Genomic DNA, 26,362 nt, shown 5'->3' on the forward strand with positions numbered 1-26,362 from the left:
GCAGTTTTTCTGTTTGTGATTGTTCTTGAGTATTTGTGTGTTGTGTTGTAAGGGCGCATGGTGGATGCCTTGGCATAGTAGGCCGATGAAGGACGTGAGAGGCTGCGATAGGCCTCGGGGAGCTGCCAACTAAGCGTTGATCCGAGGGTGTCCGAATGGGGAAACCTGGCCGTCGTTGTGGGCGGTCGCCGTTAGATGAATTCATAGTCTAATTGGTGGTTACGCGGGGAAGTGAAACATCTCAGTACCCGTAGGAGTAGAAAACAATTGTGATTCCGTTAGTAGTGGCGAACGAACGTGGATGAGGCTAAACCGCGTGCGTGTGATACCTGGCAGGGTTTGCGTGCGTGGGGTTGTGGGGATGCATTGTTGCAGGGTCTGCTAGTCCTGCGTTGCGTGTGTGTGGGTGTAGCGGAAGTGGATTGGAATGTCCTGCCGTAGACGGTGAGAGTCCGGTACGTGAAACACTCGCATCTGCAATTGGTGTGTTGCCCGAGTAGCAGCGGGCTCGTGGAATCTGCTGTGAATCTGCCGGGACCACCCGGTAAGCCTAAATACCTGCTTATGACCGATAGCGGATTAGTACCGTGAGGGAATGGTGAAAAGTACCCCGGGAGGGGAGTGAAATAGTACCTGAAACCATGTGCTTACAATCCGTCAGAGCCTCCGTGTGGGGTGATGGCGTGCCTTTTGAAGAATGAGCCTGCGAGTCAGCGGCATGTCGCGAGGTTAACCCGTTTGGTGGGGTAGTCGTAGCGAAAGCGAATACTAACTAGTGTGTTTTTAGTGGCATGTCCTGGACCCGAAGCGGGGTGATCTACCCATGGCCAGTGTGAAGCAGAGGTAAGACTCTGTGGAGGCGCGAACCCACTTAGGTTGAAAACTGAGGGGATGAGTTGTGGGTAGGGGTGAAAGGCCAATCAAACTCCGTGATAGCTGGTTCTCCCCGAAATGCATTTAGGTGCAGCGTCGTGTGTTTCCTCCTGGAGGTAGAGCTACTGGTTGGTTTAGCGGGACTATCATCTTAGCGACATCAGCCAAACTCCGAATGCCAGGTCAGGTGAGAGCACGGCAGTGAGACTGCGGGGGATAAGCTTCGTAGTCGAGAGGGAAACAGCCCAGATCGCCGGCTAAGGCCCCTAAGGGTGTGCTAAGTGGAAAAGGATGTGGGATCGCGAAGACAACCAGGAGGTTGGCTTAGAAGCAGCCATCCTTGAAAGAGTGCGTAATAGCTCACTGGTCGAGTGGTTCTGCGCCGACAATGTAGTGGGGCTCAAGTACACCGCCGAAGCCGCGGCAATCATCTTTTGTGGTGGTTGGGTAGGGGAGCGTCGCGTGACTGCTGTAAAGCGCTGGGGTAACCCTAGTGTGGAGTGTGCGCGAGTGAGAATGCAGGCATGAGTAGCGAATGAGGAGTGGAAAACTCCTCCGCCGAATGACTAAGGGTTCCTGGGCCAGGTTAATCCTCCCAGGGTGAGTCGGGGCCTAAGGCGAGGCCGACAGGCGTAGTCGATGGATAACGGGTTGATATTCCCGTACCCGTGTGTCCGCGCCCATGGTGAATCAGGGATACTAACCCACCTGAACATGCGCCGTTTACTAGCCTTTTGGGTTGGTTGGTGTGTGTGATGCTGGGGACCTGAACTGGTAGTAGCCAAGTGATGGGGTGACGCAGGAAGGTAGCCGTGCCACGTGATGGATATCGTGGTGTAAGCGTGTGGCCCGTGTTCTAGGTAAATCCGGAGCACAGTGGGTGAGGCGTGATGCGTACCCGTATTTGGGGAAGTTGGTGATCCTATGCTGCCGAGAAAAGCCTCTAGCGATGTGGATATACGGCCCGTACCCGAAACCGACACAGGTAGTCAGGTAGAGAATACTAAGGCGATCGGGAGAACTGTGGTTAAGGAACTCGGCAAAATGCCCCCGTAACTTCGGGAGAAGGGGGGCCATGACTGGTGACCGACGTGGTTGAGCTGGTTGTGGCCGCAGAGAATAGAGGGAAGCGACTGTTTACTAAAAACACAGGTCCGTGCGAAGACGTTTAAGTCGATGTATACGGACTGACGCCTGCCCGGTGCTGGAAGGTTAAGAGGACCTGTTAGATCATTTGTGGTCGAAGCGGAGAATTTAAGCCCCAGTAAACGGCGGTGGTAACTATAACCATCCTAAGGTAGCGAAATTCCTTGTCGGGTAAGTTCCGACCTGCACGAATGGCGTAACGACTTCCCTGCTGTCTCAACCACAGACCCGGCGAAATTGCAGTACGAGTAAAGATGCTCGTTACGCGCGGCAGGACGAAAAGACCCCGGGACCTTCACTATAGCTTGGTATTGGTGTTCGGTTCGGTTTGTGTAGGATAGGTGGGAGACTGTGATGCCTCAACGCCAGTTGGGGTGGAGTCGTTGTTGAAATACCACTCTGATCGTATTGGACATCTCAACCTCGGCCCGTGATCCGGGTTAGGGACAGTGCCTGGTGGGTAGTTTAACTGGGGCGGTTGCCTCCCAAAGAGTAACGGAGGCGCCCAAAGGTTCCCTCAGCCTGGTTGGCAATCAGGTGTTGAGTGTAAGTGCACAAGGGAGCTTGACTGTGAGACTGACAGGTCGAGCAGGTAGGAAACTAGGGACTAGTGATCCGGCACCGGCTTGTGGAAGCGGTGTCGCTCAACGGATAAAAGGTACCCCGGGGATAACAGGCTGATCTTCCCCAAGAGTCCATATCGACGGGATGGTTTGGCACCTCGATGTCGGCTCGTCGCATCCTGGGGCTGGAGTAGGTCCCAAGGGTTGGGCTGTTCGCCCATTAAAGCGGCACGCGAGCTGGGTTTAGAACGTCGTGAGACAGTTCGGTCTCTATCCGCCGCGCGCGTAGAAACTTGAGGAAGGCTGTCCCTAGTACGAGAGGACCGGGATGGACGTACCTCTGGTGTGCCAGTTGTCCCGCCTGGGGCATGGCTGGTTGGCTACGTACGGAAGGGATAACCGCTGAAAGCATCTAAGCGGGAAGCCTGTTCCAAGATTAGGTTTCTTTTGAGGTCCCCTATAGATGATGGGGTTGATAGGCCGGATCTGGAAGCATCGTAAGGTGTGGAGGTGACCGGTACTAATAGACCAAACATTCAACACACAAGAGAGTGTGAAAAATTAGGGTTTTTGCTCGCGTCTACTGTTCAGTGTCTGGCATGACACCACCCACCCGAAGTTTTGTGGTGGGGTTGGTTGTTGCCTGGTTTTTGTCGGTGGTGTTAGCGGTGGGGTCACGCCCGGTCCCATTCCGAACCCGGAAGCTAAGTCCACCAGCGCCGATGGTACTGCACTCGGGAGGGTGTGGGAGAGTAGGTCGCCGCCGGCATGAATATTTTTTGTTTGTGGGTCGTGGTTGCTCCCCTTTGTTGTTGTGGGGTGGTGGCTGCGGCCCGCTTTTGTTTTACCCACAAGTAAACAACATTAAACAAAATAAACAGCGCAAAATACTATTCTTTTTCCCATCCAATATTCTGTTGATTTTCAGTTAGCAAACGATCGATTAAATTCCCGGTTTCCTATTTCGATGAATTCTCGTGGGTTCTCTGTGGCAGACTGTCTCTATGACTAATCAGACACCTAACTCCGATGTGGTTAACCTGGCTTCTTCTGAGGGCGAGGCTCAAGACAACTTCACTCCCGTAACGACCGAAGAGGGTAAGCTGCAACAGCTTATTGAATGGCTCGAAGAACACGTCTCGGCCTATTCCTACTTGAGCGAGGTTGTCCCGTTGGGTGCCTCTGAAGAAGACATCAGGAAGGCTCGTGCGTCAGTCAATGACCGCGGTGCTCGTATGCCCGACGCTATTATTCACGGTTCGATGATGGTCTTGGGGGCGGCCGTCAACCATTCTTCGCCATACCTTGCGTATGCCGATGGCAAGGTTGAAGTAACGGATACGACGGTGGGGGATAGTCCTAGCGTTCCGGTTCGAGTTTTTGTTCCGCAGGATCCAACCGGATCTGTGGTAGTTGCCGCACACGGTGGCGCTTTCTGGATGGGTGACGGCAGTCTGCGTGAGAATTCCTTCGGCCCAAATATGGCGGCCCTGGCAGCCCGATCCGGCGCAATTGTTGTGGATGTGGACTACCGGCTCGCACCAGAGCACAAGGTGTCTGAGGCCGTCAATGACATCGCGCGGGTAGTCACATCTGTCGCAGATGATTCGTTGCAGCTTCAGAAACTGGGTGCAATGCCCATCAGAGATCAGAACCCGATAGTTCTCTACGGTGTCTCTTCAGGCGGGCACAACGTTGTTTCCGCGGTAAACCAGATTAGTCAGGACACGCCGGTTGCTTTGTTGCTCGTTGCTCCGGCCCTAGACTTGCGTGGTGCGCCTGCGGTGTGGTTGCAGGCATTCTTCGGCACCTCTGACGATTCGGCAAAGGAAGTGTCACCGGGATTGCATGAGCCGTCGCGAAGCATGCGTGTCCACGTTCAAGCGGCCTCCCGCGATACTGTCGTTCGTCCAGCTACCGAGTACCTGAAGAAGGTCGAGGAGTCGGGCGGAGAGGCCTCTCAGGCGGAATTCTTGGCAACTCACCAGATTGCGGTTCCAAAGGTTCAGCGAGAGCAGATTACGGACGCGGCGCGGTTCATTTTAGAGGCCACTCACACGGAACGTGAGCTGCCAGAGGACCCGGCAGGTGAATACGATAAGGAAGCGATTGACCGGCAGAATGAAGAGTCCTGGGGCAAGAGCTAGCCAACCCGTTTCAGTTCCCAATGGCGCTCTCGCTGTGCATGTGAGCGCTGCGGAGGGGGCGCCGGTAGGGAAACCGGGGGCGGAGCTAGAACAGCTCAGTGCCAGAAGGCCGGGGGGCGAACAGGCCCCGACTAGTTCAGCGGCAGGAGGTTGCGCTTCGTTGCGTGGACCTCTTCCACCCGGTCGATGTTGCGTTCGAGGACATTCCAATCGTTGACCGGAATATTGCGCTGGGCTTGGGCAATGACTGACTTGTCAGGAGTGGACCACGCGAGGGGCACTGGGGTGATTTCATCGTAGAACTCGGTGCGGCTCTTATGCGTGCCGGCCACAGCAACAGCTGGCACCTTCGCGCCCACGCGGCGGGGAACCCCGGAAATCGTGGTGACAGTACGTGTAGCCAGGGCCGGGACGGGCTCTCCATCGGAGGGGTTTTTACGCATGTCCACCAAGGTCATCAGCACCATGGTTCGCTCATCCACACGCGCAATCATGGCCGGAACCAGCGGGGATTCGTCGTAAAGCTCTTGCGGATCCTTGATTGCGCGTCGCACCTGGAAGGTAACGCCGACGTAGAGAGTCGCGAGGGCGAAAAGCACAACCGCGCTGCCGATAACAAACGGCGTGCGGTCGAAAACTACTAGAACCAGCACAGCGCCGACGAGCAGCAGAGCAGAGAAAATGCCGGAGGAGATGAGCAGTCGGCGGGCATCGCGGTAGTACTCGTTGTTGGCGTTGGTGTGCTCGCGGTTGACGGGGAAGTGAAAGTTCATGGCAGTCCTTTAGTTATCCATTTTTCTAGGATTCCGAGCTAGCGGTGGAATCGCCGGGCAGGGTTGGGCCGAGGTACTCATCTGCGTCGACGATTCGGTAGGCGTAGCCCTGTTCCGCCAGGAAACGCTGGCGATGAGCTGCATATTCAGTATCGAGCGTATCGCGAGTTACCACCGAGTAAAAGACGGCGCCACCACCATCGGACTTCGGGCGCAGGAGACGCCCCAGACGCTGCGCCTCCTCCTGTCGGGAACCGAAGGTGCCGGAGACTTGCACGGCGACAGAGGCCTCGGGAAGGTCAATGGAGAAGTTCGCAACCTTGGAGACCACCAGCGTGTTGATCTCGCCGCGCCGGAACTTCCCAAAGAGCTCCTCGCGTTTGGCGTTGGACGTCTTTCCTTCGATGACATCGACGTCCAGTTCCTCGCCAATCTCTTCGAGCTGATCCAAGTAGGCACCAATCACCAGAGCGGGTTCGCCCTCGTGTCGGGCAAGGATTTGCTTGACGACGGGAATCTTCGTCGGCGTCGTTGCGGCCAGGCGATACCTGTCGGAGGCTTCAGCTGTGGCGTAGAGCATGCGCTCGGACTCGGTCGGGGTCACGCGGACCTCAACGCAGTCAGCCGGCGCGATCCAGCCCTGAGCTTCGATGTCCTTCCATGGGGCGTCGTAGCGCTTCGGGCCAATCAGGCTGAAGACATCGCCCTCGCGGCCATCTTCGCGCACCAGGGTGGCGGTGAGCCCCAGTCGACGGCGCGACTGCAGATCCGCACTCATTCGGAACACAGGAGCGGGCAGGAGGTGGACCTCGTCGTAGATGATGAGACCCCAGTCGCGGGAATCGAATAGCTCGAGTGCGCGGTATTCTCCCTTGGTCTTGCGCGTGACCACTTGGTAGGTCGCAATAGTGACGGGGCGAATTTCCTTCTTTTCGCCGGAGTATTCGCCGATTTCGTCCTCGGTCAGCGAGGTGCGTCGCAGCAGCTCGTCGCGCCACTGCCTGCCGGCGACGGTGTTGGTGACCAGGATCAAAGTAGTGCGCTGCGCGTCTACCATGGCCGCCGCTCCGACGATTGTTTTGCCTGCGCCGCAGGGCAGCACCACGACGCCGGAGCCACCTTCGCGGAAGGAATCGGCCGCCATGCGTTGGTAGTCGCGCAGTTCCCAGGTGTCGTGGCCTCCGGTGCCCTGATCCTGCCAGGCGATGGCGTGTGCCTCTCCGTCGATGTATCCGGCGGTGTCATTGGCAGGCCAGCCGACCTTCAGCAGCTCCTGTTTGATTCGGCCTCGCTCGGAGGGGTGCACGGTCCAGGTGTCGGCATCGATTTGCTCGCCGAGCATCGGACGAATCTTTTTGTGCTTGGTCACCTCGGCCAGTACCGCGGGGTCGTGTGAGAGCAGAATAAGGCCGTGAGCTGGATGCTTGGTCAGGCTCAGGCGACCGTAGCGGTCCATGGTCTCCGCGACGTCGATAAGCAGTGGCTGGGGGACGGGGAACTTGGAATAGCGCTCGAGGACATCGACCACCTGCTCCGCGTCGTGACCGGCAGCGCGGGCATTCCACAGCGCCAGCGGGGTGATGCGGTAGGTGTGCACGTGTTCAGGAGCACGTTCGAGCTCCGCGAATGGTGCCAGCGCCGCGCGTGCCGCATCCGCCTCCGGATTATCGACCTCCAGCAGCACCGTCTTATCCGATTGGACGATCAGCGGACCCGTACCGAAACCCATTACTTCCTCGCCTCGCAGACATTCGACCAAAAATAAGCTAAAGGTCAATTCTGCCACGATTACGCAGAAGATGCGCCACGGGCTCGAATCATCCCGAACCGTCACATTCGCTTTTGCATCGCTTTACGACGATCCCCGCGCCCGTCGCCTAGTCGACAGGATGTACTTCGGTAATGCGATGCAGCAGAAAGCGCAGCACTTGGCTGGTGGCCGGGTCGATAGCATCGACCTGCCCACCGGAGACAGTGACTGGGCGCACGCGCTTGCGGCCGGGTTTGCCGTTGCGGTCGACGTAGCTTAAATACAGGTCGTCGCCGTGGCGAGCCGCGCGCTGCAGTAGCTTGAATGCTTCGGTGCCGGAGGCGTAGCCGCTCGTGCCACCGGTGCTAGCGCTAGCACCGGCAGCCGTCCCCGTACCTGTCGCCGAATCCGCAACCGAGCCAGAGACCCCAGCAGTGCTGCCACTGGCTGTAGCGCCACTGGAACTACCGGCGTGCTCAGCAGCACGGTTGCCATCGGCAATGGCCGTCAACGCCTGGCTGATGCGTTCCGGTTCGGGCATCGTTGTACGCGCAGTAGGCACCGGAGCTGGCGCCTCAATGCGGCAGGGAGCGCGACCGAGATCCAGCACCAAACCCTCTGCATCTTCGGCGATGATGGAAAAGCCCGCATTTCTAGCGGTCTCAATCACCTGGGCAAGCGGGGCCTGGCTAATTAGCACCGTTTCGGCAATCTTCCGCAACGCCAGGCTTTGTCCAGCCTGGTGACTCTGGAATGAGGCCAGCAGAGCCGGATCGTCACAGCGGATAAACGAAGCTGCGGGGCCACCGCGGAGACGACCGTGGCGGCGGGCGACGTCGTCAAGCAAATAGGTAATGGACTGCGGCACTTCGCCGACGGCGTAGCGCGAGAGAAACTCCGAGATATCGGCGGCGTTGATGCCGGTGTCGAGGGCATCGCGGAGGCTGTCTTCGGTCACGCGGTAGACGCTGGCGAGGCCGGGAGATTCCAACTGCGCAATCGAACTGAGCATGCGTTCCATCTCCGGGGATGCGGGGCCCGGTACGACGATGGTGTTGTCCGCCTGGAGCATCAGGTACGAGGCGTTCGGCGGCAAGAGGTTGTTACAGGCAGCACGCAGATCGTCGAAGGCCTCGGCAGTGCCGGATTCGATGAGCGCGACTATGGCTTTGCCGACCTCGCTAAGGCCGACGGAAATCGTTTCCACGCCCGGGTCCCGCACGACGATGCCGAGGGCGACCAGCTCGTCGACCACGCCACTGAGAGTCTCGTCCGTGCACCTCGCGTTGGTGATGGGGTAGTAGTAGGCGGCGCATTCACGCAGGTCAGTCAGAGCAACGACGTCGTTGCCGCTTGCCGACGACGCCACCTGCGCACAGCAGGCCAGCACCATTTCCCGGATTGACGGTACCCCGGAGAGCCGAGTTTGAGGTGAGAGCAGAGCAATGCGCTTGCCTTCCTCATTGAGCTGGTCGACCCGCCAGGGCGCTGCGTCGCTAGTGCGAGTGCCGACTGTCAAGCTCACCCACCGGTCAACCAGATCGGCGTCGAGGAAGCCGTCGGCTGCCAGCGTGGGTGCGAAATAGTCACCACCGGTGTCGTGCAGTGGCAGCGGATGCGGAGTGCCGACATGAACCAGGCCCGCTGCACCGAGGTTAGCCACGCCGCGAGCCAGCTCCGAGATGTCGACACCGAGCTCCTCGATGAGATTGCGGGTTTCCCGCACTCCGATGACACCGTTTTTCAAGGTCGGTGCGGGGTTGGTTCCCAGTAGGTCCAGGAGGTCAGTCGCCTGTCGCAAAGTTTCCCAGGCGGTGGCGGCAGCACGGTCGTTACCGCTGGCAATTACATGGGTAGCGGGGGTTTCGGGGCGCAGGGGGACATCGTCGTCGGCAAGCCCGACTCCACGCATAAGCGCGCGAACGGTGGCGGGTAGACGGACGGTGCCCTCGTCGATGCGTTCGAGCAGGCCGGCGTTGATGAGCGCTGGGACCGGCAGCGAGGGGTCGGCATCCGGATGAGCGTCCTTTGTGACGCCGAGACCTCCGGAGTTGGCGAGGGTGTCCAGGAGACGCTGCTGCCTGTCTGTGACCTTGGTGAGTGCCGTGCGTAGCTGGCTGCGGCTGGGGCCATCGGGATTGGGCAGAAGATACCAGCCGGGTGGCAACGAGGTGGCGACCTCATCGCTGAGACAGAAGTAGTCCTGCCAGGGCAGAGGCTTCTTGCGGGTGGACTTGCCGGTGAAAGCGCCGCGTGGGCCGGCGCCGTTTCCCCAGATGAGTCCGTATGCGCGCAGGGTATCGAGGCCTGTCCGAATATGTGCGGCCGTGGGCCGTTGATTGGCGGGAACCTCTGCTCGAGAGAGTAAGTCGAGAATGTAGTCGATGAGGGCGTCCGCAGTGACGGGTTCGGCGTCGGCACCGAGGTCAGCGGCAGCCTCAATGCAGGCGAGCTCCAGTGCGGGCAGTTTGGTCAGCGCGCGGGAGACAGAAGCGCGGAGCTGGAGCCTTGCCGCTAGCACCTGGGAAGACTTCGGCGGCGGCGACAGCGCATCGGGGCGATTGCTGAGGATAGTGCCCACAAATTGGTCTGGTTGACCTGCCAGCCAGTCGGAAAAGAGTGCAAAGGGGGTGGTGCTAGTCATGACAATCCCCACTTTAGTGAGGTTTAAGGAGGGGAGAAGGTGACTGGGGAGAAAATTTTTGGGATAATCTCAGCATGGCTAACGTTGCAAAGAAATCCTATGTCGATCCCGGCTGGCCGAAGGACCTCGAGCCTGGTCAGCACGCTGTTACTGAATTGATTGCTCACCACGCTGGTGCAGATTCGCCTTTCGGCGACATTGAGTTTCCGGTTGATCCGGAGACTTTGGGTTACGTGCACCAGACCACGGTGATTAACAAGTAATCTTTTATATTTTTAGCAGAGCTAGATCTGCAGGAGGCCCGCAGCCGTGACTGCTAGTTCAGTCGTGGCTGCGGGCTTCAAATATGAAACTGTGCGAGTTTATGACACTTTCAAGCCATTTTTCGGGCCATTTTTTGTCATAAACGCAGTCACTAACTCGCGTTGGCACGCGGTCGCCAGCCATAAACGCAGGCAGTAACTCACGCAGGCAGTAACTTACATTGGGCCGGTACCGCCAACCTGTTGAAGACAAATAGTAGCCCCGAAGGTGAATCACCCTCGGGGCTACTGTGATGAGCTGGCTAGCTCGAAAGCCTTAAATCAGACCCTGCAGCTTCGACAGGTCGAACGGAATGGCTGCGACCAGTTCCTGCGGAAGCTCAATCTGACCGGTCAGTGCACGGAACTCAGCGATGAGTGCCTGGGCGTCGGACAGGCTGTCGACGTTGGAGAGGCGGTCAGCGAACTGCTGGATCAGGTCGGTCTTGGAGTCGGAAGCAGCAGCTGCCGGAGCGGCCTGTGCGCGAACAGGAGCGACGCCCTGGCTCGGGTGCGGACGATCGGTCGGGTCGGAAGAGAGACCCAGGCTTGCGGAGCAAGCCGGCCATGCGCCCCAACCCTGCTGAGCCAGAACCTTCTCAGCAACGTAAATCTGCTGCTCGCGGGAAGCCTGATCAGCGGTCGAAGCGAACTCGTTACCACCGAAAGCGTTCCAGGTGCTTGCGGAGAACTGCAGGCCACCGTAGTAGCCGTTTCCGGTGTTGATGTGCCAGTTGCCACCGGACTCACACTGTGCCAGGCGGTCCCAGTCGGAGTCTGGAGCTGCAGAAGCGGTCGGTGCGAAGATAGCGGCACCGGCGCCGAGGATTGCGCCGGTCAGTGCAACCTTTGCCGAAGTGGAAGCGAAGGTGTTGGTCTTAGCTGCGTGGCGAGCCATATGAAAATTTCCTTTTCGTCGATTTTCTTTGTGGCGCCAGTGGGGCTAATGCAACCCCATCTCACTCTTATGGAAAGTTCTTCACGTTGTTGGTAGCGGGCCGATGTCATCGCACTGGAGTGAGATGAAGGCGATCTATGCGACTTCGTCCGTTAAACGTGTCGATTGCACACCGTAGCGGTTGGTAACGAAATAGTCACGCGAACCGCCGGATTCTTAATTTTGAGCGCAGGTTGGAAATATGGATAAAAGTAGGTGAAACTGCAGGTAGGAGATGTGACTGTTAGTGGTGATGTGTAAGTTAAAACATCATAATGTGATAAAGCTCACGTTATCGTCTTGTTATTTTTCCTGTTTTGGCGCGTCTCCGGCACTTGAAAAAGAGGCCATAAGAGATAGCCAAGAAGAACCAACGCTGGCAGTTCGTTGCAGTCTCTGTGCGTCAATCCGCGAGGGTGCTCGCTTCCCACAAATCCATCTTCCCTTTATGTCCCCATCTATGGGTATAATTGAGTTCTTTAGGTAATCGGAGGTGACGTGCACATGCACGCCGCTACCGCTGCCGCCACTTCGCACTAGTAAGCAGTAATAAATAATGTGTTCCCGGTTGGAGTGCGTCCCGTTTTGGTCGCACCTTAATTAAAGGAACACCATTAAGACAGCGCCCGGCCCGGCATATCCTCGCGGTCCTGTCTGGCCAAGCTCGCCTCAATCGAGCCTCTAACTCTGGCCGTTTGTGCGTGCGAGGACGGTGGCGAGTGCGGAAGAATTGCATCTCCGATCCGAAGACCCCGAAGGGCAGTCACCGCTGCCCAAGGGGAACGAGGTTGAGTGCCCCCAGTCGTAGGGCACGGGAAGGTTAGGTGGAAAGTGCCCATCGGTAAGGTCAGGTGGTACGACAAGGATCGCGGTTTTGGCTTCGTGTCGAATCCGGACGGTGAAGATGTCTACATCGGCAAGAACGTGCTGCCGAAAGGCGTGGAAGAGCTTGTAACTGGTCAGCGCCTGGAGTACGACTACGCTGACGGCCGCCCAGGCCCACAGGCCCTCCGGATCAAGGTGCTCGACGAGGGACCGCGCAGTGCCCGTCACCGCCGTGGCGGGGCAGGTGGGGGCGCAGGTGCCCGTCGTCAAGCGAAGAAGTACAGCCCCAGCGATCTCAACGGCATGATTTCGGACATGATTTCCATGCTGGAGTCGACGGTGCAGCGTGACCTGCGCGCCGGGCGTTACCCGGAGCGTAAGGACGGCCACCAGATGGCTGAAGTCCTGCGTGCGGTCGCGCGCGAGCTGGACTCGTAAATCGTTAGAAGACGTGAAAACGCCCGCTCATGAAAGTGGAAAACCTCAGTGAGCGGGCGTTTTGCTGTGCTTTACGACGGTTCGTTGACAATCGACCAAGTAATACCGTAGGTGGTCTCTTCGCCCTCGGAGTTCTTTCCGATGAGCGCGGTGGAAACCTCCACGACCCCGAGTGGGGTGCGTTTGCCGGCAACAGCTGCGGAGCCAGCGATGGTCTCGGTAGTGGCTTCGCCCGGATCCTTGCGAGAGGTGGAGTTGACCGCATCGTCGGAGAAGAAGCGCTGCAGAGTCCAGGAGTTAGAGCCAACAGTAGAGCCGACGTTAACCTCAGCCGTCTCCTGCTCGCCCAGGGAGATCTTGGCGGCGTTGGCCTCAGTCGTGGTGCAGGCATTCTTCTCAAAGAGGTCGCAGACGCGGTAGGGAAGAACTTCTGTGGTTTCGCCGTCCTGAATGACCTCGATGGACAGCGCGTGTGGGTCGTCGATTGCCTGGTTGGTCCACTTATTGACAGCAAGGACGATGCCGGTGACGACAAGACCCACCACGACAATAGCGCCGACAACCACGAACGCCTTACTATTCTGTTGCCAGCGGCGCCTACTCGATCCCATCAACTCTCACTTCCCGACATTCGTAACGGAATTGAAGCTACGTTCAGTCACACTAGCCGTTCTCGGGCCAGATACTGCTATTCACTCACGGTAACACGGTAGGCTGTGGGCCATTTCTTCCCTGTAAGCAGGAACTGACGGGTTCCATTGGGCGAGGTAGACGAAGAATCCGGCATCAGCGCAATGCCGTTGAGCACATCAATACTGTTTCGCGCTGCCGGGGAGAGTTGCGCGTGCAGGTCGCGGAAGAGCTCGGTGGCATCGACGATGCCTGTGACCTTTCCGTCTTCTGGGTTGATGCGGTAGATGAATGGACTCTGCCAGACGTTGGCCCAAATCTCGCGGTGCGATTGCGGGGAGGTTGGTCCGTCTGTGTTGCTCTGGCTGTTTGAATCGCTCGTGTCCGCCGGTGCTTCGTCCGGAGCTGCTTCCGGATTTACGTCGGTGTCGACAGTGACGCACTCGAGTTCGTTGAGCCACGTTGTCTCCGTGCCTGCCGCAGTGACGGGCAGTTGACGCAGGGATGAGAGGTCATCAGGGGAGCGGAAAGTGAGGGTGCCACTGCCATCGGAGGTCACGATGGTGTCATCGAAGGAGCACGCGCCCCACCCCTCGGCGTCAAAGGGAACCTCGCGACGCTGCTTGAGAGTAGCCGCATCGCGTTCTAGGGCGCGTCCCTCCTTCCACGTCAGCTGCCACACGGTATCTCCATGACGGGTAAGTCCCTCGCCGAAGAGTTCAGGCTGTAAATCTTCCACGTTGGTCGGCTCGACTGCGGGATTGTCGAGCCACTGTGGTAATCGGTAAATCTGGGACTCACCGTAGAGGCCGGTGCCCATCAACAAAGAGCCATCCGGTTCGAACTCAAGGCCCTGGACAAAAGGTGCAGTGACATTCTTCGAAGCGGGAAGTGGTGGAGCGGAGATGGGATAGTACTGCTCGATCGTCAGTTTCAGTGTCGGAACGTCACCGAGCCCCGGCACCGTATCGGCACCGACCAGCTCGGAGGGGTTAACCGAAGCTGAAGTCGACCTTCCGGCGGTGCCGGAGTTCGAACCCGCACTCGCTCCACTAGCTGGGGCCTCGCCTGAGGAATTGCTACCTGAACCTGTTTCAGTCGCACAACCGGCCAATAGGACGGCAGTTGCCACGGAGAGGATGGCAGCTCGGGCCGTCGTAAAGCGTGATGAGTGGAAGGGGCGGGCGGGTTTTGCGTCGCCCGACGGGAATCTGTCCATAGCTTCACTCTAGGATAGGAAACGTGACTGAAAATCGACGACGTTCCCGAAACAGCCGCCGACGGGGGAAGGTGATGAATCACCAGGCGGTCGACACTGCCCGTACCGCGATTGAAGAGCTGGGGGAGGGGCCTGCCGGCGCGCACACTGGTGTAAGTGTCGTAGGCGAGGGCGTTGCGGTGCATCGTTTTGCAGCTGACCTGCCCGGATACAGGGGCTGGGAGTGGCATGTGGTAGTTGCGTGCGCGCCGGGCACTCAACAGGCGACGGTCAGTGAAGTGGCTCTTGTCCCTGGCGAAACCGCGCTGCAGGCGCCTGAATGGGTGCCCTACGAGGAGCGGTTGCGCCCCGGTGACCTCGGTCCGCGTGATCTGTTGCCGGCTGCGGTAGGAGATGAGCGACTCGACGGCGATGATTTGCAGACCCGCACGTTGTCGGCGCGTGGTGTGGAAGATACCGAGCAGCGCTGGGAAGAGGGCGATACCGGCTCTGAGAGTGACTTTGCTCGGGAAGCACTGCACCGTTGCCGAACCTGTGCCTTTATGGTCCCGTTGACCGGGCCGCTCGGTAAGGACTGGGGCGTGTGTGTCAACGAATGGACATTCGATGCCACGGCCGTAAGCTTTGACCACGGCTGTGGTGCTCACTCAGCTATCCCGGAAGTAACGGGGCAGGGCGCTCCCGTGGCGGAACCCTACCAGGATTCGCACCTGTAGCTTCCCGCCTAGGCAAACGCGATGACGAAGACGGTGCAGTTTCAACACCGCTGTGGTCCCAGAGACTGCACTGTGGCGGCTTTCGGCACAAAAATTCCGCTCTGACACGGACAAACACGTGACACGGATAAAAAGAGACTCTAGAGAGGCATAAAAATGGACAAAGGTACGTCCACCTCTGCAATATCCTCAGATGAGGCGAAGGACTCCAAGCCTGCACGGTCGGGGAGCCATCTTTCAGCAGTGGACCGCTATTTTCACATCACGGAGCGCGGTTCGACGACCGTAACCGAGATTCGCGGTGGCGTAGTGACCTTCTTCGCGATGGCCTACATCATTCTGCTCAACCCGCTGATCCTCGGCAATATCGAGGATGTCAACGGCAATAGCCTGGGGATACCGCAGGTCGCCGCTGTCACCGCGCTCGCCGCGGGCGTCATGACCATTACTTTTGGTCTCTTTGCCAAGTACCCCTTCGGCATTGCGACGGGCCTGGGCATCAACACCCTGGTTGCCGTGACATTCGTTGCTAACGAGGGGCTGGCCTGGGAAGAAGCGATGGGCCTGGTCGTGCTGGACGGCGTGATTATCGTGCTGCTGGCGCTGACCGGATTCCGAACAGCTGTCTTCCACGCGATTCCGTCCGATATGAAGGCCGCGATGAGCGTGGGCATCGGCCTATTCATCGCCATGATTGGTCTGGTCGACGGTGGCCTGGTTCGCCGTATTCCCGATGCCGCGGGCACGACTGTTCCGGTGCAGCTCGGCATCAATGGCCAGATTGCCTCGTGGCCAACCGCCGTGTTCGTCCTCGGGCTGATTATCTGCGGCATCATGGTTGTCCGCAATATTCCCGGCGGCCTGTTTATCGGCATCGTGCTGAATACCATCATTGCGCTCGCAGTCGAGGCTTTGACGGATGCGGGCCCCTCCTTCGCTGATGGCAAGCCAGTGCCGACCGGTTGGAATCTCGCGGTGCCGACTCTGCCGGACCGTGTAGGTGGTATGCCGGACTTGTCCCTCGTTGGAGCTGTGGATCTTTTCGGCTCCTTTGCCCGCGTCGGTGCCCTCAGCGCCACCATGCTGCTGTTCACTTTGGTCCTGGCTAACTTCTTCGATGCCATGGGCACGATGACTGGTCTGGGCAAGCAGGCCGCACTTGTCGATGAAGACGGTGTGTTGCCGGACATGAAGCGCGCACTGGTTGTCGAAGGCACCGGTGCCATCGTCGGCGGTGCAGTCAGCTCCTCGTCGAACACTGTCTTTGTGGACTCCGCAGCGGGCATCGCCGATGGTGCACGCACTGGCCTTGCCAACATTGTCACCGGCATCCTCTTTCTGGCGGCGATGTTCTTCACCCCGCTCTATGAAATCGTGCCCATCGAGGCTGCCGCGCCTGTGCTGGTCATCGTCGGTGCCATGATGATTGGGCAGATCACCGAGATTGATTTCACTCGTTTTGACATCGCACTGCCGGCATTTTTGACTATTGTCACCATGCCGTTTACCTACTCGATTGCAAATGGTATCGGCATCGGTTTCATCACCTTTGCTGCGATGGCTATCTTCTCGGGTCGTGCCAAGTCCGTGCACCCGCTTATGTGGATTGTCTCCGGCCTGTTCGTCATCTACTTCGCTGCCGATCCGTTCACCGCTCTGCTGGGCGGCTAAAGAGTTTCCATGAGTACCACCACATCCCTCGAACGCTTTGCGCCCATCGTCGTCGACGATCCCGCCGACAGCCGTCTCGATGACATCCGCAACCTCAACAAGTCCGATTCCCGCCCCGATTTGCCCGGTGGGAAGGGCCTGGTTATCGCCGAAGGCACGCTCATTGTGCCGCGGTTAGTGCGTTCACGCTTTCCGCTCCGCGCAGTCTTTGGTACTCGCCAGAAGCTCGCATTGCTTGCCGACGGACTGACCGCGAGCGAGGCCGATATTGCGGAAACTGTGCCCTGGTTTGAACTCGACCGCGAGGTTCTGGCCGCAGCGGCCGGATTTGATCTTCACCGTGGCCTGCTGGCCACCGCTGACCGCGCGCCGGAGCTTTCGGTGGACCAAGTTCTGAGTGGAGCAACCACCTTGGCTGTGATGGAGGGTGTTGGGGACCACGAGAACATCGGGGCTCTGTTCCGTAACGCGGCGGGCATGGGCGTGGATGGGGTTGTCTTCGGCGCGGCCTGCGCCGATCCGCTGTATCGCCGCAGCGTGCGTGTTTCCATGGGGCATGTGCTGACAGTCCCATTTGCGACTCTGCCCGGTACTACGACCACCTGGCAGCGAAGCCTGGACCAGCTCAAAGAGCAGGGCTTCCGCGTGGTGTCGATGACCCCTGCGGGCACGGTGGACCTGTGGGATGCCATGGACACGGACAAGGTCGCGATTCTCGTTGGTGCTGAGGGGCAGGGACTTACCGAGCACGCGATGGCAGCCACCGATGTGCGTGCCCGCATTCCCATGTCACCGGGAACTGACAGCCTGAATGTGGCTACCTCCGCAGCGATTGCGTTCTACGAGCGACTACGCGTTCAGTCGCAGCGCGCAGGGCAGTAGAAACTATTTCCCGAACTTGCCTCGCGCCCGCTGCCAGGTGCGGCCAGCGAAGTTCTTGGCCTTAGCACCAAAGCGACTGAGCTCCTCCAGAAAGTCTCGGTTCGGCTCTGCGTTGTGAACTTCGTAGTCGTCGTAGGCGCGGTCAAGCTCTGCGCCAGACTCGGAGGAACCCGGCTCACTCATTAGCCCGCGCGGACTACGAGATGTCGAATACGAAGTTCCGGGAGCCGCACGACGGCCATCGACCGCAAAACCACTAACAGGGATATCTGTAGCGGGCGAATGCGGGTCGAATCCAAGCCAGTCGGTGATGACGGCGTCGGCAAGCTCTGTCGGAATGAACGGCAAACCGACCCCTTCGCGTGGACGTGAAGCCGTACCTTCGGAAGCGTCGGGCATTGGGCGGTGCTTGCCCGCCCAGAAGCTGCCCTCTGCGGGGCAGGGAAGACCGATGTCTTCCAGTGTGCGGTAGCGAGTAGCGGAGAAAGCGCGCTTGAGCTCACCATCGTGCCAATGCGCAAAGGCACCGAAGCCCGTGGATTTATTCGACACACTCGCGTAGACGTCCGTGGCGGCAATCTCCTGGCGCAGACGAGGCGACAGCTGGGACAGCTGCGAGACATCGTCGAGAACCGTCTGCAGTACGGCAACGCCTTCAAAGCCGCCGATGTAGTATTCGCCGTCACCGGTTTCCGCCGAGCGGTTGAGCGGGAAATCACCAATCGGTGTTACCGGCAGCGTCGAATCATAGAGAGCTAGGAAACGACGCCCGAAACCGCGGTCATGCTGAACACCTGTCTCCAGGGTTGCAGCAGGGTCATTGGTGCTGATAAACCAAATCGTGACTACACCGCGGCGAATCGCGGAGAATTCGAAATCAGAAGCGTTGCCACTGGTCATGGAGCTCATTGTCGAGGAAAACTCCTACTTCTTCGGGCCGTTCGGACGTACGCCGAGAAGCACATCCTCCCACGACGGCATGACAGTCTTCTTCTTGCGCTTCGGCTGCTCCGCGTCCGGGTGCTGCAAGAACTCCGCCTCGTCAACATCGTCGTCGGCGTCGCTTTGCGACGGAACGTCCTGCTCCCCGTGGCCTCGCTGCGGCTCCGCCGAAGACTGCCATGCGGCTGGCATCTCAGAGGTATCCGCGGTATCAGCAGCTCGATTGGCCTGCGGAGCCAAGTCTCGGTTGCGGCGGGCAAAGTCGGGGTCAATCAGCTCTGCTGCCAGCTCATTGCGAGCAATGGTGAGCGCGGAAAGTCCCTCCGCCTGGTAACTCCACTCGGCCACGTTGGTGGTGTGGCCGACATTCCAAGTAACCGTCACAATCCACTGTCCGCTCGGGTCGCGGTAGGCATCCCACGAGGCATCGGCGAGTTCCTGACCACGGGCGGCGAAAGCGGTGGCGAGAATCTCCCACAAGGACAACTTGGCCGGGCCATCAATGCGACGTGGCTTTGACTGCTTGCCGAGCTCCGCAATACGTGCGCGCTCCGCAAGCACCGGGTAGGCGAAGGACTCAATCTTGCGCGGCTGCATGCCGCTGTACTCAATGAGCTCCTCGACCGTCTGGCCGCTGCGAATGCGATCCTGAATCTCGCGCGGCGACAAAACGACACGAGGCTCTTCCAGAACTGGCTTCGGCGCCGTTGGAGTCTTTTTCGGTGCCCCGCCTGACGCACCGGAGTTGTCAGCCACCTCGCTGCCTTCGGCCGAGCCGCCGCTTGCAGTGGTGGCGTCCGCTGTGCTGCCACCAGTGGAACTTTCGTCGGTGGAACCGCTCTCTGCGGTAGCACTCTCCCCAGAGCTACCGCTGGCAGTGGCGGTGGTGGTGCTTGATCCGTCGGCAAGCGATGCGGAATCAGCTGCAGCAGGGGAACCGGTGGCATCGGCGAGCTCGAAGTGCTCGACCAGGAAAGTGCGTAGGTTCTCGTCGAGAGGCAGCGTGAAGCGAAGTCCCTCCTGCCGTTCCTGCTCGGTGATATCAGCGGGAACGAGAATCAGTGAATCGGTCACATCGCCGTCCAGAACTGGCTTCAGCTCCCTCATGCGAGAACCTCCTTGTTGGTCGACGTTATAAGTAATGCTCACTAATCATGGTAAACGACAAAACTCCCGCGTCACGGACAATTGGGGCAATGCCCTTGCGCGTGGCGCGGGAGTTAAGCGGCTGAGGCCGGTAAAAGGCGGCTGCTTTGCGACTAATTTGGCGTTACTTTTGCAGTGGCCATGCCGCTACTTGGCAGCTGCCATGCTGCTAGCTGCTCTGCTATTACTTGGCAGCGTAGCCGTTGTCCAGAACCCAGTCGATAGCGCCAGTCAGACGACGGATGTCCTCCGGGTCGATGGCCGGGAACATACCGATGCGTAGCTGGTTGCGGCCCAGCTTGCGGTACGGCTCGATATCGAGGATGCCGTTGGTGCGCAGAACCTTGGCGATCTGTGCGGCGTCGATGTTGTCCTCGAAGTCGATGGTGCCGACGACCAGCGAGCGCTTCGCAGCATCGGTGACGAACGGAGTTGCCTCCGCGCGGTTCTCAGCCCAGTTGTAGAGGTGGGAGGAGGACTCGGTGGTGCGAGCGACCATGCCGTCGAGGCCGCCGTTGGCGTTCATCCACTTGACCTGATCAGCCAGCATCAGCAAAGTACCGACGGCCGGGGTGTTGTAGGTCTGGTTCTTGCGGGAGTTATCAACGGCAGTTTGCACGTTCAGGAAAGCCGGGATGAAACGGTCGGAAGAATTGATCTTCTCAATACGCTCGATGGCAGCCGGAGACATTGCAGCCAACCAGATACCGCCGTCAGAAGCGAAGCACTTCTGCGGGGAGAAGTAGTAGACGTCAGCCTGGGACATGTCGACAGGGAGGCCGCCGGCGCCGGAGGTGGCGTCGATAGCCACGAGCTGGCCCTCGGAGCCTGCCGGGCGGGTGACCGGAACCATAGTGCCGGTGGAGGTCTCGTTGTGAGCCCAACCAATAAGGTCAACGCCCTCTTCACCAGCGACAACCTCAGGTGCGGAACCCGGCTCTGCTTCGATAATCTGCGGAGCGTCGAGCCACGGAGCCATCTTGGAGACCTTGGCGAACTTGGAGGAGAACTCACCGTAAGTCAGGTGAGCGGACTTCTTCTCGATGAGCCCAAAGGTGGCAGCATCCCAGAAAGCGGTTGCGCCGCCGAGGGACAGGACAATCTCGTAGCCTTCCGGAAGCTGGAAGAGCTCAGCCAGACCCTCGCGAACGTCACCAACAACGTTCTTCACTGCCGGCTGACGGTGGGAAGTACCCATGATAGAGGTACCGCCGTCAACGATTGCCTGAATCTGCGCCGGGCGAACCTTCGACGGACCGCAGCCAAAGCGGCCGTCGCCGGGCTGGAACTCTTCAGGGAGGACTGGGAATTGATCGCTCATATGAGGCGCAACCTTTCAAAGTGCATTCAAAGTGAAGCTTGATATACAGCCGTTGTCTTCAAACTCTAGCGGTAATCGGGGGTACTTATCGCAAAAGGGTGGGGTTCAATTGCCCCCGCTTCCGTACTTTGCATAACAAAACAGGGTGGATTGACGTATTTGCAAAGTTTGCGAAGAATTTTTTTCCAGTTTTGTTGGCGTTGAAAACTTAGCGATGTGGGGCCTCTGGTGGGCAGGGAGGGGTGGATTATTGTGGATTTAGTCGATGTGTTTTCGGGCGTTGGTTCGATGACTTTTGAACTTTTAAAGACATCGGCTGTCGAATGTGCTCCTGGCCTCCTGGTTAGTAAATGAGCAGTGACAACGTAATAAACCCGTTTTTTCATTTGCATTTCAGGGTGAAGAGGGGTCAAGATTGGGTAAGCCCAGGCTGCCCGAATGGGGTAGAGGGTGTTGCGCTGCTCACACTCTTTGATATTGTGTGTTCTAATCCACTGCAGGTGTCGGTTCTTTATGGTTACGACACGGTCGATGTGAACTAAGCAAACTTTTTCACTGGACAAGATGCAATGGAACGCAAATGTCGCGCATAATTGAATCATTGGAAACAATGCGACCCCGAAGGGGTGGCGTGGAGTTGGGAGGCAGCATGCTGTTTTCCGCTGTGCCTGCTTCCCCCGCACTCTGGAGTCGTTAAGAAGAATTTTTCTGTGAAAGGGAAGTTGTGGCTACTAAAGACGGCAAGGCTGTACTCCACTACCCGGGCGGCGAGTTCGAGATGGACATCGTCAAGGCAACCGAGGGTAACGACGGTATTGCTCTGGGCAAGATGCTCCAGGAAACTGGACTGACCACCTTCGACCCGGGCTACACCGCCACCGGTTCTACCGAGTCCAAGATCACTTACATCGACCGCGGTAACGGCATCCTGCGCTACCGCGGTTACCCGATTGAGCAGCTGGCTGAGAAGGCCACCTTCAACGAGGTTTCCTACCTGTTGATTCACGGTCACCTCCCATCTGAGGAAGAGATCGCACAGTTCAACCACGACATTCGTCACCACACCCTGCTGGACGAGGACTTCCGTCGCGCATTCAGCATCTTCCCGCGTGGCGCACACCCGATGCAGACCCTGGCTTCTTCGGTCAACATTCTGGCTTCCTACTACCAGGACGAGCTGGATCCGCTGAACGAAGAGCAGCGTAACCTGGCTGCAGTTCGCCTGATGGCTAAGGTTCCGATGCTGGCTGCATACGCTTACCGCGCATCCAAGGGTGAGCCGTACATGTACCCGGACAACAACCTGAACGCTCGCGAGAACTTCCTGCGCATGATGTTCGGTTACCCGACCGCTGACTACGAGGTTGACCCGGTTGTGGTTGACGCTCTGGACAAGCTGCTCATCCTGCACGCTGACCACGAGCAGAACTGCTCCACCTCCACCGTCCGCATGGTCGCTTCCTCCGGCGCTTCCATGTTCGTCTCCATCGCTGCTGGTATCAACGCTCTGTCTGGCCCGCTGCACGGTGGTGCTAACCAGGCTGTTCTGGAGATGCTCGAGGACATCCAGCAGAACCACGGTGGCGACGCTACCGAGTTCATGAACCGCGTAAAGAACAAGGAGCCGGGCGTCCGCCTGATGGGCTTCGGTCACCGCGTCTACAAGTCCTACGACCCGCGTGCAGCTATCGCTAAGAAGACCGCTCACGACGTGCTCGAGCACCTCGGTGGCGACGAGCTGCTGGATCTGGCCATGAAGCTGGAAGAGATTGCACTGGCTGATGACTACTTCGTCTCCCGCAAGCTCTACCCGAACGTTGACTTCTACACCGGCCTGATTTACCGCGCCATGGGCTTCCCGACGGACTTCTTCACCGTCCTGTTTGCCATCGGCCGCCTCCCGGGCTGGATTGCTCAGTTCAACGAGCAGGTCACTGACCCGGCATCGAAGATCAACCGTCCTCGCCAGATTTACACCGGCGAGACCGAGCGTGACTTCGTTCCGCGCGACCAGCGCTAAGGTTTTTGGCGATTACCGCGTAGGGGTTCCTCGCAGGTAGCTCAGCATAGAAAAGTCCAGCGTTGAAAACGCGAAAAGGCGCGTACTAGTCTTCGAAAGGTTGGTACGCGCCTTTTATTTTTCCTAGAATTTTAAGAAACCCCATTTGAGTTGGGTCCATTTAAGTTGGAATAATTGCCAGCTTTGATAAATGCCAACTGTGATAGGAGATTGTCTTGTCCAAGCCAGAACTCACTGCTAAGTCCGGTCCGGCTCCGACGGAACTCGTCATCAACGACCTCACTGTCGGTGACGGCAAGGAGGCCACCCCGGGTGCTCGCGTCGAGGTCCACTACGTGGGTGTTGACTACGAGACTGGTGAAGAGTTCGACTCTTCCTGGAACCGCGGCCAGTCCATCGAGTTCCCGCTGAACGGTCTGATTGCCGGTTGGCAGGAAGGCATTCCGGGCATGAAGGTCGGCGGTCGCCGCGAGCTGATTTGCCCGCCGGAGAAGGCTTACGGCCCGGCTGGTGCAGGACACTTCCTGTCTGGTAAGACCCTGGTCTTTGTCATCGACTTGTTGGACGTTAAGTAAAACTTCTCCCCGATAGTAAGGCCCCGGATCTCCAGCGGAGAAAGTGACTGCGTTTATGACGCTTCAGGCGTGAAAATTTGCCCAAAAGTGCCATAAACCCAGTCACTTTCTTGCTTTCTGAGATTGGGGTGGGGCTGAAGGCCTGAACCAGGCCCAAACCAGCCCCCGGCCCCCTACTCACCCAGTGCGAAGCGACGGTAGTGGTCGAAACGTTGCTCACGGCCAACGCGAGCCGGGTTCTTCTCCAGTTCCCAGAGGGCGTGCTCGATAGCGCTCAGGGCACGGCGGGGCAGTTCGGCCGGATCCGCAGGTTCGGCCACGATCTCGTCGATGACCCCGGTCTTCAGCATGGCCTCGGCGCCAACGCCCTGTTCCTCCATCATTTCTGGAGCATGCTCGGTGTCTCGGTAGATAATCGCCGAAGCACCCTCCGGCGGCAACGGAGACATCCAGGCATCGTGCATTGCCAGCACGCGGTCAGAGGGCAGCATGGCCAGCGCGCCACCACCGCAGCCCTGGCCGAGAATGAGAGACACGGTCGGGACCTTCAAGTTCACCAGCGTGGTCAAGGTGCGGGCAATCTCGCCGGCCATGGCATTTTCCTCGGCATCTTTGGTCAACTCAGCGCCGGGGGTATCAATGACCGTGACCAGCGGAATGTTCAGGCTCTCCGCAATGCGCATCGCGCGGCGGGCAAAACGCAGCGAACCCGGCCCCATTGGGTGTGTGCCCAGCGGCGGCTGGTTATGCCGGTCCTGGGCGACCAAAATCACCGGCCGCTCACCAATCCGCGCTAGGCGAGCCCGGACCGACAGCGATTTGTGGCCATCGCCAGTGCCGGAGATTGGCACGGAGCAGTCGACAAGGGCATCGATAATATCGCCGCCACCTGGACGAGAAGTATCGCGGGTGCGCAGGATAGCTTCCCAGGTATCGCGACCATCAATGGCTGCTGCTGGCGGTGGGGTGGGTTCGCTGGGGTCTCCGTCGGCAAGCACGTCGATGGTGCGGCGGACAGCGCCGCGCAGACCTTCGAGCGGAATGATGCCGTCGATAATGCCCTGCTTGAACAGGTTCTCGGAGGTCTGAACGCCTTCGGGCATGGGTTCGCCGGTAGCGAGCTCGACGACGCGCGGGCCGAGGAAGCCGAGAAGCGCGCCGGGCTCTGCGAAAGTGAAGTGACCTGCCGACCCCCACGACGCCATGACACCGCCGGTGGTGGGATTGCGCAGGTACACCAGGAAGGGCAAGTGAGAATCCTTGTGGCGCGCCACTGCGGTGGTAATAGAGATCATGAGCGCGAACGCCGCGGTGCCCTCCTGCATGCGAGTGCCGCCCGAGGTTGGTGAGAGCAACAGCGGCAGCTGCTCCGCGGTCGCGCGCTCGATGCTGCGGATAATCCGGCGAGCGGTAGCGGTGCCGATAGAACCGCCGAGGAAGCCGAACTCAGAACAGATGACGGCGACGCGCTTGCCGCCGACGGTGCCTTCGCCGGTGATAACGGCCTCATCGAGACCTGTTTTATCAGAGGCGCGGGACAGTGTGCCGCGGTAGGCCTCGTCGATGTCACCGTGCTCGGGCGCGCCGTCCCAGGATGTGAAACTTCCGTGGTCGAGGACGGTATCTATTACTTGTTGGGCGCTGATTCTAGCCATACCTCCACGGTAGTAAACAAGGGGTAAACCGGCTTAGTTGATGGTGGGCGGAAAGGGGTAGCGCTATTGTCGGAAAAAACATGTCCGCACTACCGAGGAGTCGAACCAATGCCGATTACTGAGCGCCTCACCGAGCTGGCTAATCAGCGGCCAAACGTATGTGTCGTCGGTTCCATCAACGCAGACCTGACTGTCACTGTGAAGCGCCTGCCGCATGGTGGTGAGACTATCGAGGGGAGTCCCTTGCGTATTCTGCCGGGCGGTAAGTCGGCGAATCAGGCGGCGACGGCTGGCAGGCTGGGCGCGGCCGTGGAACTGGTCGGCGCGGTCGGTTCGGATCCCAACGCACAGTTGCTGCGCGACGCGCTTACCGACGCTCACGTGGACATCTCCGCAGTTGAGACCGTCGACTCTGCCACTGGCACAGCCATGATTGTTGTTGATGATGCGGCGGAGAATTTCATTGTCATCTCCGCTGGCGCCAATGGTGAAGTCGATGCTGAGACGGTTCGCAGTCATGCGGACAAGATTCAGCGGGCGGGGTGCCTCGGTCTGTGTCTGGAGATTTGTGATGAGGCGGTCCTGGCCGCCGCGCAGATTGCCCACGATGCGGGCGTGCCGGTGGTGTTCAACCTGTCGCCGATTCGGGCGGTCAGTGAGGATCTGCTCGCGCTGGTCGATGTCCTCATTGTCAATGAGCACGAACTCGCAGCCATAATCGGCTGCGAGCGCGCGGTCGCCGGCTGCGAGCACGGTCAGTGGGACGCGGTTGGTCGCGCGCTTGCCGACGAACACGGGATTTCCACGGCCATTGTCACACTTGGTGGGGAGGGGTCTGCGGTCCTGAGGACGTCGGAAAGCGAGGTGTCAGTCACACGCATTCCGGCGCTGCCCATCGAGGTCGTGGATACCACGGGCTGCGGTGATGCGTACATGGGCACGGTCCTCACCGCGTTGGCCGCGGGCGATGATGTGGTGACGGCAGCTCGTCTTGCGGCGGTGGTCTCGGCTCATGCGGCGACAGGCGTGGGGGCGCAGACCTCTTATGGCGAGACAGGAAAAATCGCGCAGTTTGCGGCGGACCACGGTCTATAAGGTGCGCTGAGCAAACTACGCGATTGATGAGTATTCGGTTTTAGGTGACTGTGGCCGAAGGGGGCCACGCTCCTTTTTTGGCAGGGCTGGGA

Annotated in this window: 19 protein-coding genes and 2 rRNA genes; 11 read left to right on the forward strand and 10 right to left on the reverse strand. The window is 59.0% G+C overall.

Annotated features, from left to right (window positions below):
* Positions 1 to 37 precede the first annotated feature (37 nt).
* The 3 genes from I6J19_RS04935 to I6J19_RS04945 all read left to right on the forward strand — a co-directional run bounded on the left by I6J19_RS04935 (position 38) and on the right by I6J19_RS04945 (position 4,729).
* Positions 38 to 3,127: ribosomal RNA gene (locus I6J19_RS04935) — 23S ribosomal RNA — on the forward strand.
* Between the two features lie 107 nt (positions 3,128 to 3,234).
* Positions 3,235 to 3,351, forward strand: a 5S ribosomal RNA gene (gene rrf, locus I6J19_RS04940).
* A 235-nt stretch (positions 3,352 to 3,586) separates the two neighbouring features.
* Positions 3,587 to 4,729 carry an alpha/beta hydrolase gene (locus I6J19_RS04945; RefSeq protein WP_070585953.1) on the forward strand — a complete coding sequence of 381 codons (1,143 nt, stop codon included), beginning with the start codon at positions 3,587 to 3,589 and terminating at the stop codon, positions 4,727 to 4,729.
* A gap of 131 nt (positions 4,730 to 4,860) precedes the next feature.
* On the opposite strand, the gene I6J19_RS04950 is transcribed toward I6J19_RS04945, so the two are convergent.
* The 3 genes from I6J19_RS04950 to I6J19_RS04960 form a co-directional block, all read right to left on the reverse strand.
* Positions 4,861 to 5,502 (reverse strand): DUF3239 domain-containing protein, encoded by a 642-nt coding sequence (locus I6J19_RS04950; RefSeq protein ID WP_038626431.1) that lies wholly within the window; start codon positions 5,500 to 5,502, stop codon positions 4,861 to 4,863.
* Positions 5,503 to 5,527: 25 nt separating this feature from the next.
* Complete coding sequence (locus I6J19_RS04955; RefSeq protein WP_038626430.1) at positions 5,528 to 7,231, reverse strand: DNA repair helicase XPB; 1,704 nt, start codon at positions 7,229 to 7,231, stop codon at positions 5,528 to 5,530.
* Between the two features lie 148 nt (positions 7,232 to 7,379).
* Positions 7,380 to 9,896, reverse strand: a complete 2,517-nt coding sequence (locus I6J19_RS04960; protein ID WP_187402491.1) for a helicase-associated domain-containing protein — start codon at positions 9,894 to 9,896, stop codon at positions 7,380 to 7,382.
* A gap of 74 nt (positions 9,897 to 9,970) precedes the next feature.
* Between I6J19_RS04960 and I6J19_RS04965 the strand changes: the two genes are divergently transcribed.
* Positions 9,971 to 10,159 (forward strand): hypothetical protein, encoded by a 189-nt coding sequence (locus tag I6J19_RS04965; RefSeq protein WP_187402490.1) that lies wholly within the window; start codon positions 9,971 to 9,973, stop codon positions 10,157 to 10,159.
* Positions 10,160 to 10,475: 316 nt separating this feature from the next.
* On the opposite strand, the gene I6J19_RS04970 is transcribed toward I6J19_RS04965, so the two are convergent.
* On the reverse strand, positions 10,476 to 11,096 hold the full coding sequence (locus I6J19_RS04970) for a transglycosylase family protein (protein WP_187402489.1): 621 nt from the start codon (positions 11,094 to 11,096) through the stop codon (positions 10,476 to 10,478).
* Between the two features lie 870 nt (positions 11,097 to 11,966).
* Between I6J19_RS04970 and I6J19_RS04975 the strand changes: the two genes are divergently transcribed.
* Positions 11,967 to 12,398 (forward strand): cold-shock protein, encoded by a 432-nt coding sequence (locus tag I6J19_RS04975; RefSeq protein WP_038626424.1) that lies wholly within the window; start codon positions 11,967 to 11,969, stop codon positions 12,396 to 12,398.
* Positions 12,399 to 12,469: 71 nt separating this feature from the next.
* On the opposite strand, the gene I6J19_RS04980 is transcribed toward I6J19_RS04975, so the two are convergent.
* Together I6J19_RS04980 and I6J19_RS04985 are read right to left on the reverse strand one after the other, a co-directional pair.
* A complete protein-coding gene (locus I6J19_RS04980; RefSeq protein ID WP_222866997.1) occupies positions 12,470 to 13,009 on the reverse strand; it encodes a DUF2771 family protein in 540 nt (179 codons plus the stop codon).
* Between the two features lie 77 nt (positions 13,010 to 13,086).
* A complete protein-coding gene (locus I6J19_RS04985; RefSeq protein WP_038626421.1) occupies positions 13,087 to 14,247 on the reverse strand; it encodes a glutaminyl-peptide cyclotransferase in 1,161 nt (386 codons plus the stop codon).
* 23 nt (positions 14,248 to 14,270) lie between these two features.
* Between I6J19_RS04985 and I6J19_RS04990 the strand changes: the two genes are divergently transcribed.
* The 3 genes from I6J19_RS04990 to I6J19_RS05000 all read left to right on the forward strand — a co-directional run bounded on the left by I6J19_RS04990 (position 14,271) and on the right by I6J19_RS05000 (position 17,516).
* Positions 14,271 to 14,963: a DUF3027 domain-containing protein gene (locus tag I6J19_RS04990; RefSeq protein WP_224792227.1), complete on the forward strand. Its 693-nt coding sequence runs from the start codon at positions 14,271 to 14,273 to the stop codon at positions 14,961 to 14,963.
* Positions 14,964 to 15,119: 156 nt separating this feature from the next.
* The gene (locus tag I6J19_RS04995) at positions 15,120 to 16,634 is read left to right on the forward strand and encodes an NCS2 family permease (protein WP_038626417.1); all 1,515 of its coding nucleotides are present in this window, start codon (positions 15,120 to 15,122) and stop codon (positions 16,632 to 16,634) included.
* 9 nt (positions 16,635 to 16,643) lie between these two features.
* On the forward strand, positions 16,644 to 17,516 hold the full coding sequence (locus I6J19_RS05000) for a TrmH family RNA methyltransferase (protein ID WP_038626414.1): 873 nt from the start codon (positions 16,644 to 16,646) through the stop codon (positions 17,514 to 17,516).
* Between the two features lie 3 nt (positions 17,517 to 17,519).
* On the opposite strand, the gene I6J19_RS05005 is transcribed toward I6J19_RS05000, so the two are convergent.
* From I6J19_RS05005 to serC, 3 genes are all read right to left on the reverse strand, one after another.
* Complete coding sequence (locus I6J19_RS05005; RefSeq protein WP_038626412.1) at positions 17,520 to 18,425, reverse strand: DUF6928 family protein; 906 nt, start codon at positions 18,423 to 18,425, stop codon at positions 17,520 to 17,522.
* 15 nt (positions 18,426 to 18,440) lie between these two features.
* Entirely contained in the window at positions 18,441 to 19,565 is a 1,125-nt protein-coding gene (gene sepH, locus I6J19_RS05010) for a septation protein SepH (RefSeq protein ID WP_038626410.1), read from the reverse strand.
* 223 nt (positions 19,566 to 19,788) lie between these two features.
* A complete protein-coding gene (serC, locus tag I6J19_RS05015) occupies positions 19,789 to 20,925 on the reverse strand; it encodes a phosphoserine transaminase (protein WP_070431880.1) in 1,137 nt (378 codons plus the stop codon).
* A gap of 724 nt (positions 20,926 to 21,649) precedes the next feature.
* Here serC and I6J19_RS05020 point away from each other — a divergent pair.
* Positions 21,650 to 22,945 (forward strand): citrate synthase, encoded by a 1,296-nt coding sequence (locus I6J19_RS05020; RefSeq protein ID WP_187402488.1) that lies wholly within the window; start codon positions 21,650 to 21,652, stop codon positions 22,943 to 22,945.
* A gap of 215 nt (positions 22,946 to 23,160) precedes the next feature.
* Positions 23,161 to 23,520, forward strand: coding sequence for an FKBP-type peptidyl-prolyl cis-trans isomerase (locus I6J19_RS05025; protein ID WP_005511805.1), 360 nt, complete (start codon positions 23,161 to 23,163; stop codon positions 23,518 to 23,520).
* A 173-nt stretch (positions 23,521 to 23,693) separates the two neighbouring features.
* On the opposite strand, the gene I6J19_RS05030 is transcribed toward I6J19_RS05025, so the two are convergent.
* On the reverse strand, positions 23,694 to 25,175 hold the full coding sequence (locus I6J19_RS05030) for a carboxyl transferase domain-containing protein (RefSeq protein ID WP_038626403.1): 1,482 nt from the start codon (positions 25,173 to 25,175) through the stop codon (positions 23,694 to 23,696).
* Between the two features lie 108 nt (positions 25,176 to 25,283).
* On the opposite strand from I6J19_RS05030, the gene I6J19_RS05035 reads away from it, so the two are divergent.
* Positions 25,284 to 26,270 carry a ribokinase gene (locus I6J19_RS05035; protein WP_038626400.1) on the forward strand — a complete coding sequence of 329 codons (987 nt, stop codon included), beginning with the start codon at positions 25,284 to 25,286 and terminating at the stop codon, positions 26,268 to 26,270.
* Positions 26,271 to 26,362: the final 92 nt, after the last annotated feature.

Origin of the sequence: Corynebacterium amycolatum (genome assembly GCF_016889425.1) — a bacterium.
Taxonomy (GTDB): Bacteria; Actinomycetota; Actinomycetes; order Mycobacteriales; family Mycobacteriaceae; genus Corynebacterium; species Corynebacterium amycolatum.

What these genes read in the sequence shown, in the direction of transcription:
- I6J19_RS04945 (WP_070585953.1), top strand. Translation starts at nt 3,587, where the DNA reads ATGACTAATCAGACACCTAACTCCGATGTGGTTAACCTGGCTTCTTCT.
- I6J19_RS05035 (WP_038626400.1), top strand. Translation starts at nt 25,284, where the DNA reads ATGCCGATTACTGAGCGCCTCACCGAGCTGGCTAATCAGCGGCCAAAC.
- sepH (WP_038626410.1), bottom strand. Translation starts at nt 19,565, where the DNA reads ATGAGGGAGCTGAAGCCAGTTCTGGACGGCGATGTGACCGATTCACTG.
- I6J19_RS04965 (WP_187402490.1), top strand. Translation starts at nt 9,971, where the DNA reads ATGGCTAACGTTGCAAAGAAATCCTATGTCGATCCCGGCTGGCCGAAG.
- I6J19_RS04950 (WP_038626431.1), bottom strand. Translation starts at nt 5,502, where the DNA reads ATGAACTTTCACTTCCCCGTCAACCGCGAGCACACCAACGCCAACAAC.
- I6J19_RS05005 (WP_038626412.1), bottom strand. Translation starts at nt 18,425, where the DNA reads ATGAGCTCCATGACCAGTGGCAACGCTTCTGATTTCGAATTCTCCGCG.
- I6J19_RS04980 (WP_222866997.1), bottom strand. Translation starts at nt 13,009, where the DNA reads ATGGGATCGAGTAGGCGCCGCTGGCAACAGAATAGTAAGGCGTTCGTG.
- I6J19_RS04955 (WP_038626430.1), bottom strand. Translation starts at nt 7,231, where the DNA reads ATGGGTTTCGGTACGGGTCCGCTGATCGTCCAATCGGATAAGACGGTG.
- I6J19_RS04960 (WP_187402491.1), bottom strand. Translation starts at nt 9,896, where the DNA reads ATGACTAGCACCACCCCCTTTGCACTCTTTTCCGACTGGCTGGCAGGT.
- serC (WP_070431880.1), bottom strand. Translation starts at nt 20,925, where the DNA reads ATGAGCGATCAATTCCCAGTCCTCCCTGAAGAGTTCCAGCCCGGCGAC.
- I6J19_RS05030 (WP_038626403.1), bottom strand. Translation starts at nt 25,175, where the DNA reads ATGGCTAGAATCAGCGCCCAACAAGTAATAGATACCGTCCTCGACCAC.
- I6J19_RS04995 (WP_038626417.1), top strand. Translation starts at nt 15,120, where the DNA reads ATGGACAAAGGTACGTCCACCTCTGCAATATCCTCAGATGAGGCGAAG.
- I6J19_RS05000 (WP_038626414.1), top strand. Translation starts at nt 16,644, where the DNA reads ATGAGTACCACCACATCCCTCGAACGCTTTGCGCCCATCGTCGTCGAC.
- I6J19_RS04970 (WP_187402489.1), bottom strand. Translation starts at nt 11,096, where the DNA reads ATGGCTCGCCACGCAGCTAAGACCAACACCTTCGCTTCCACTTCGGCA.
- I6J19_RS04985 (WP_038626421.1), bottom strand. Translation starts at nt 14,247, where the DNA reads ATGGACAGATTCCCGTCGGGCGACGCAAAACCCGCCCGCCCCTTCCAC.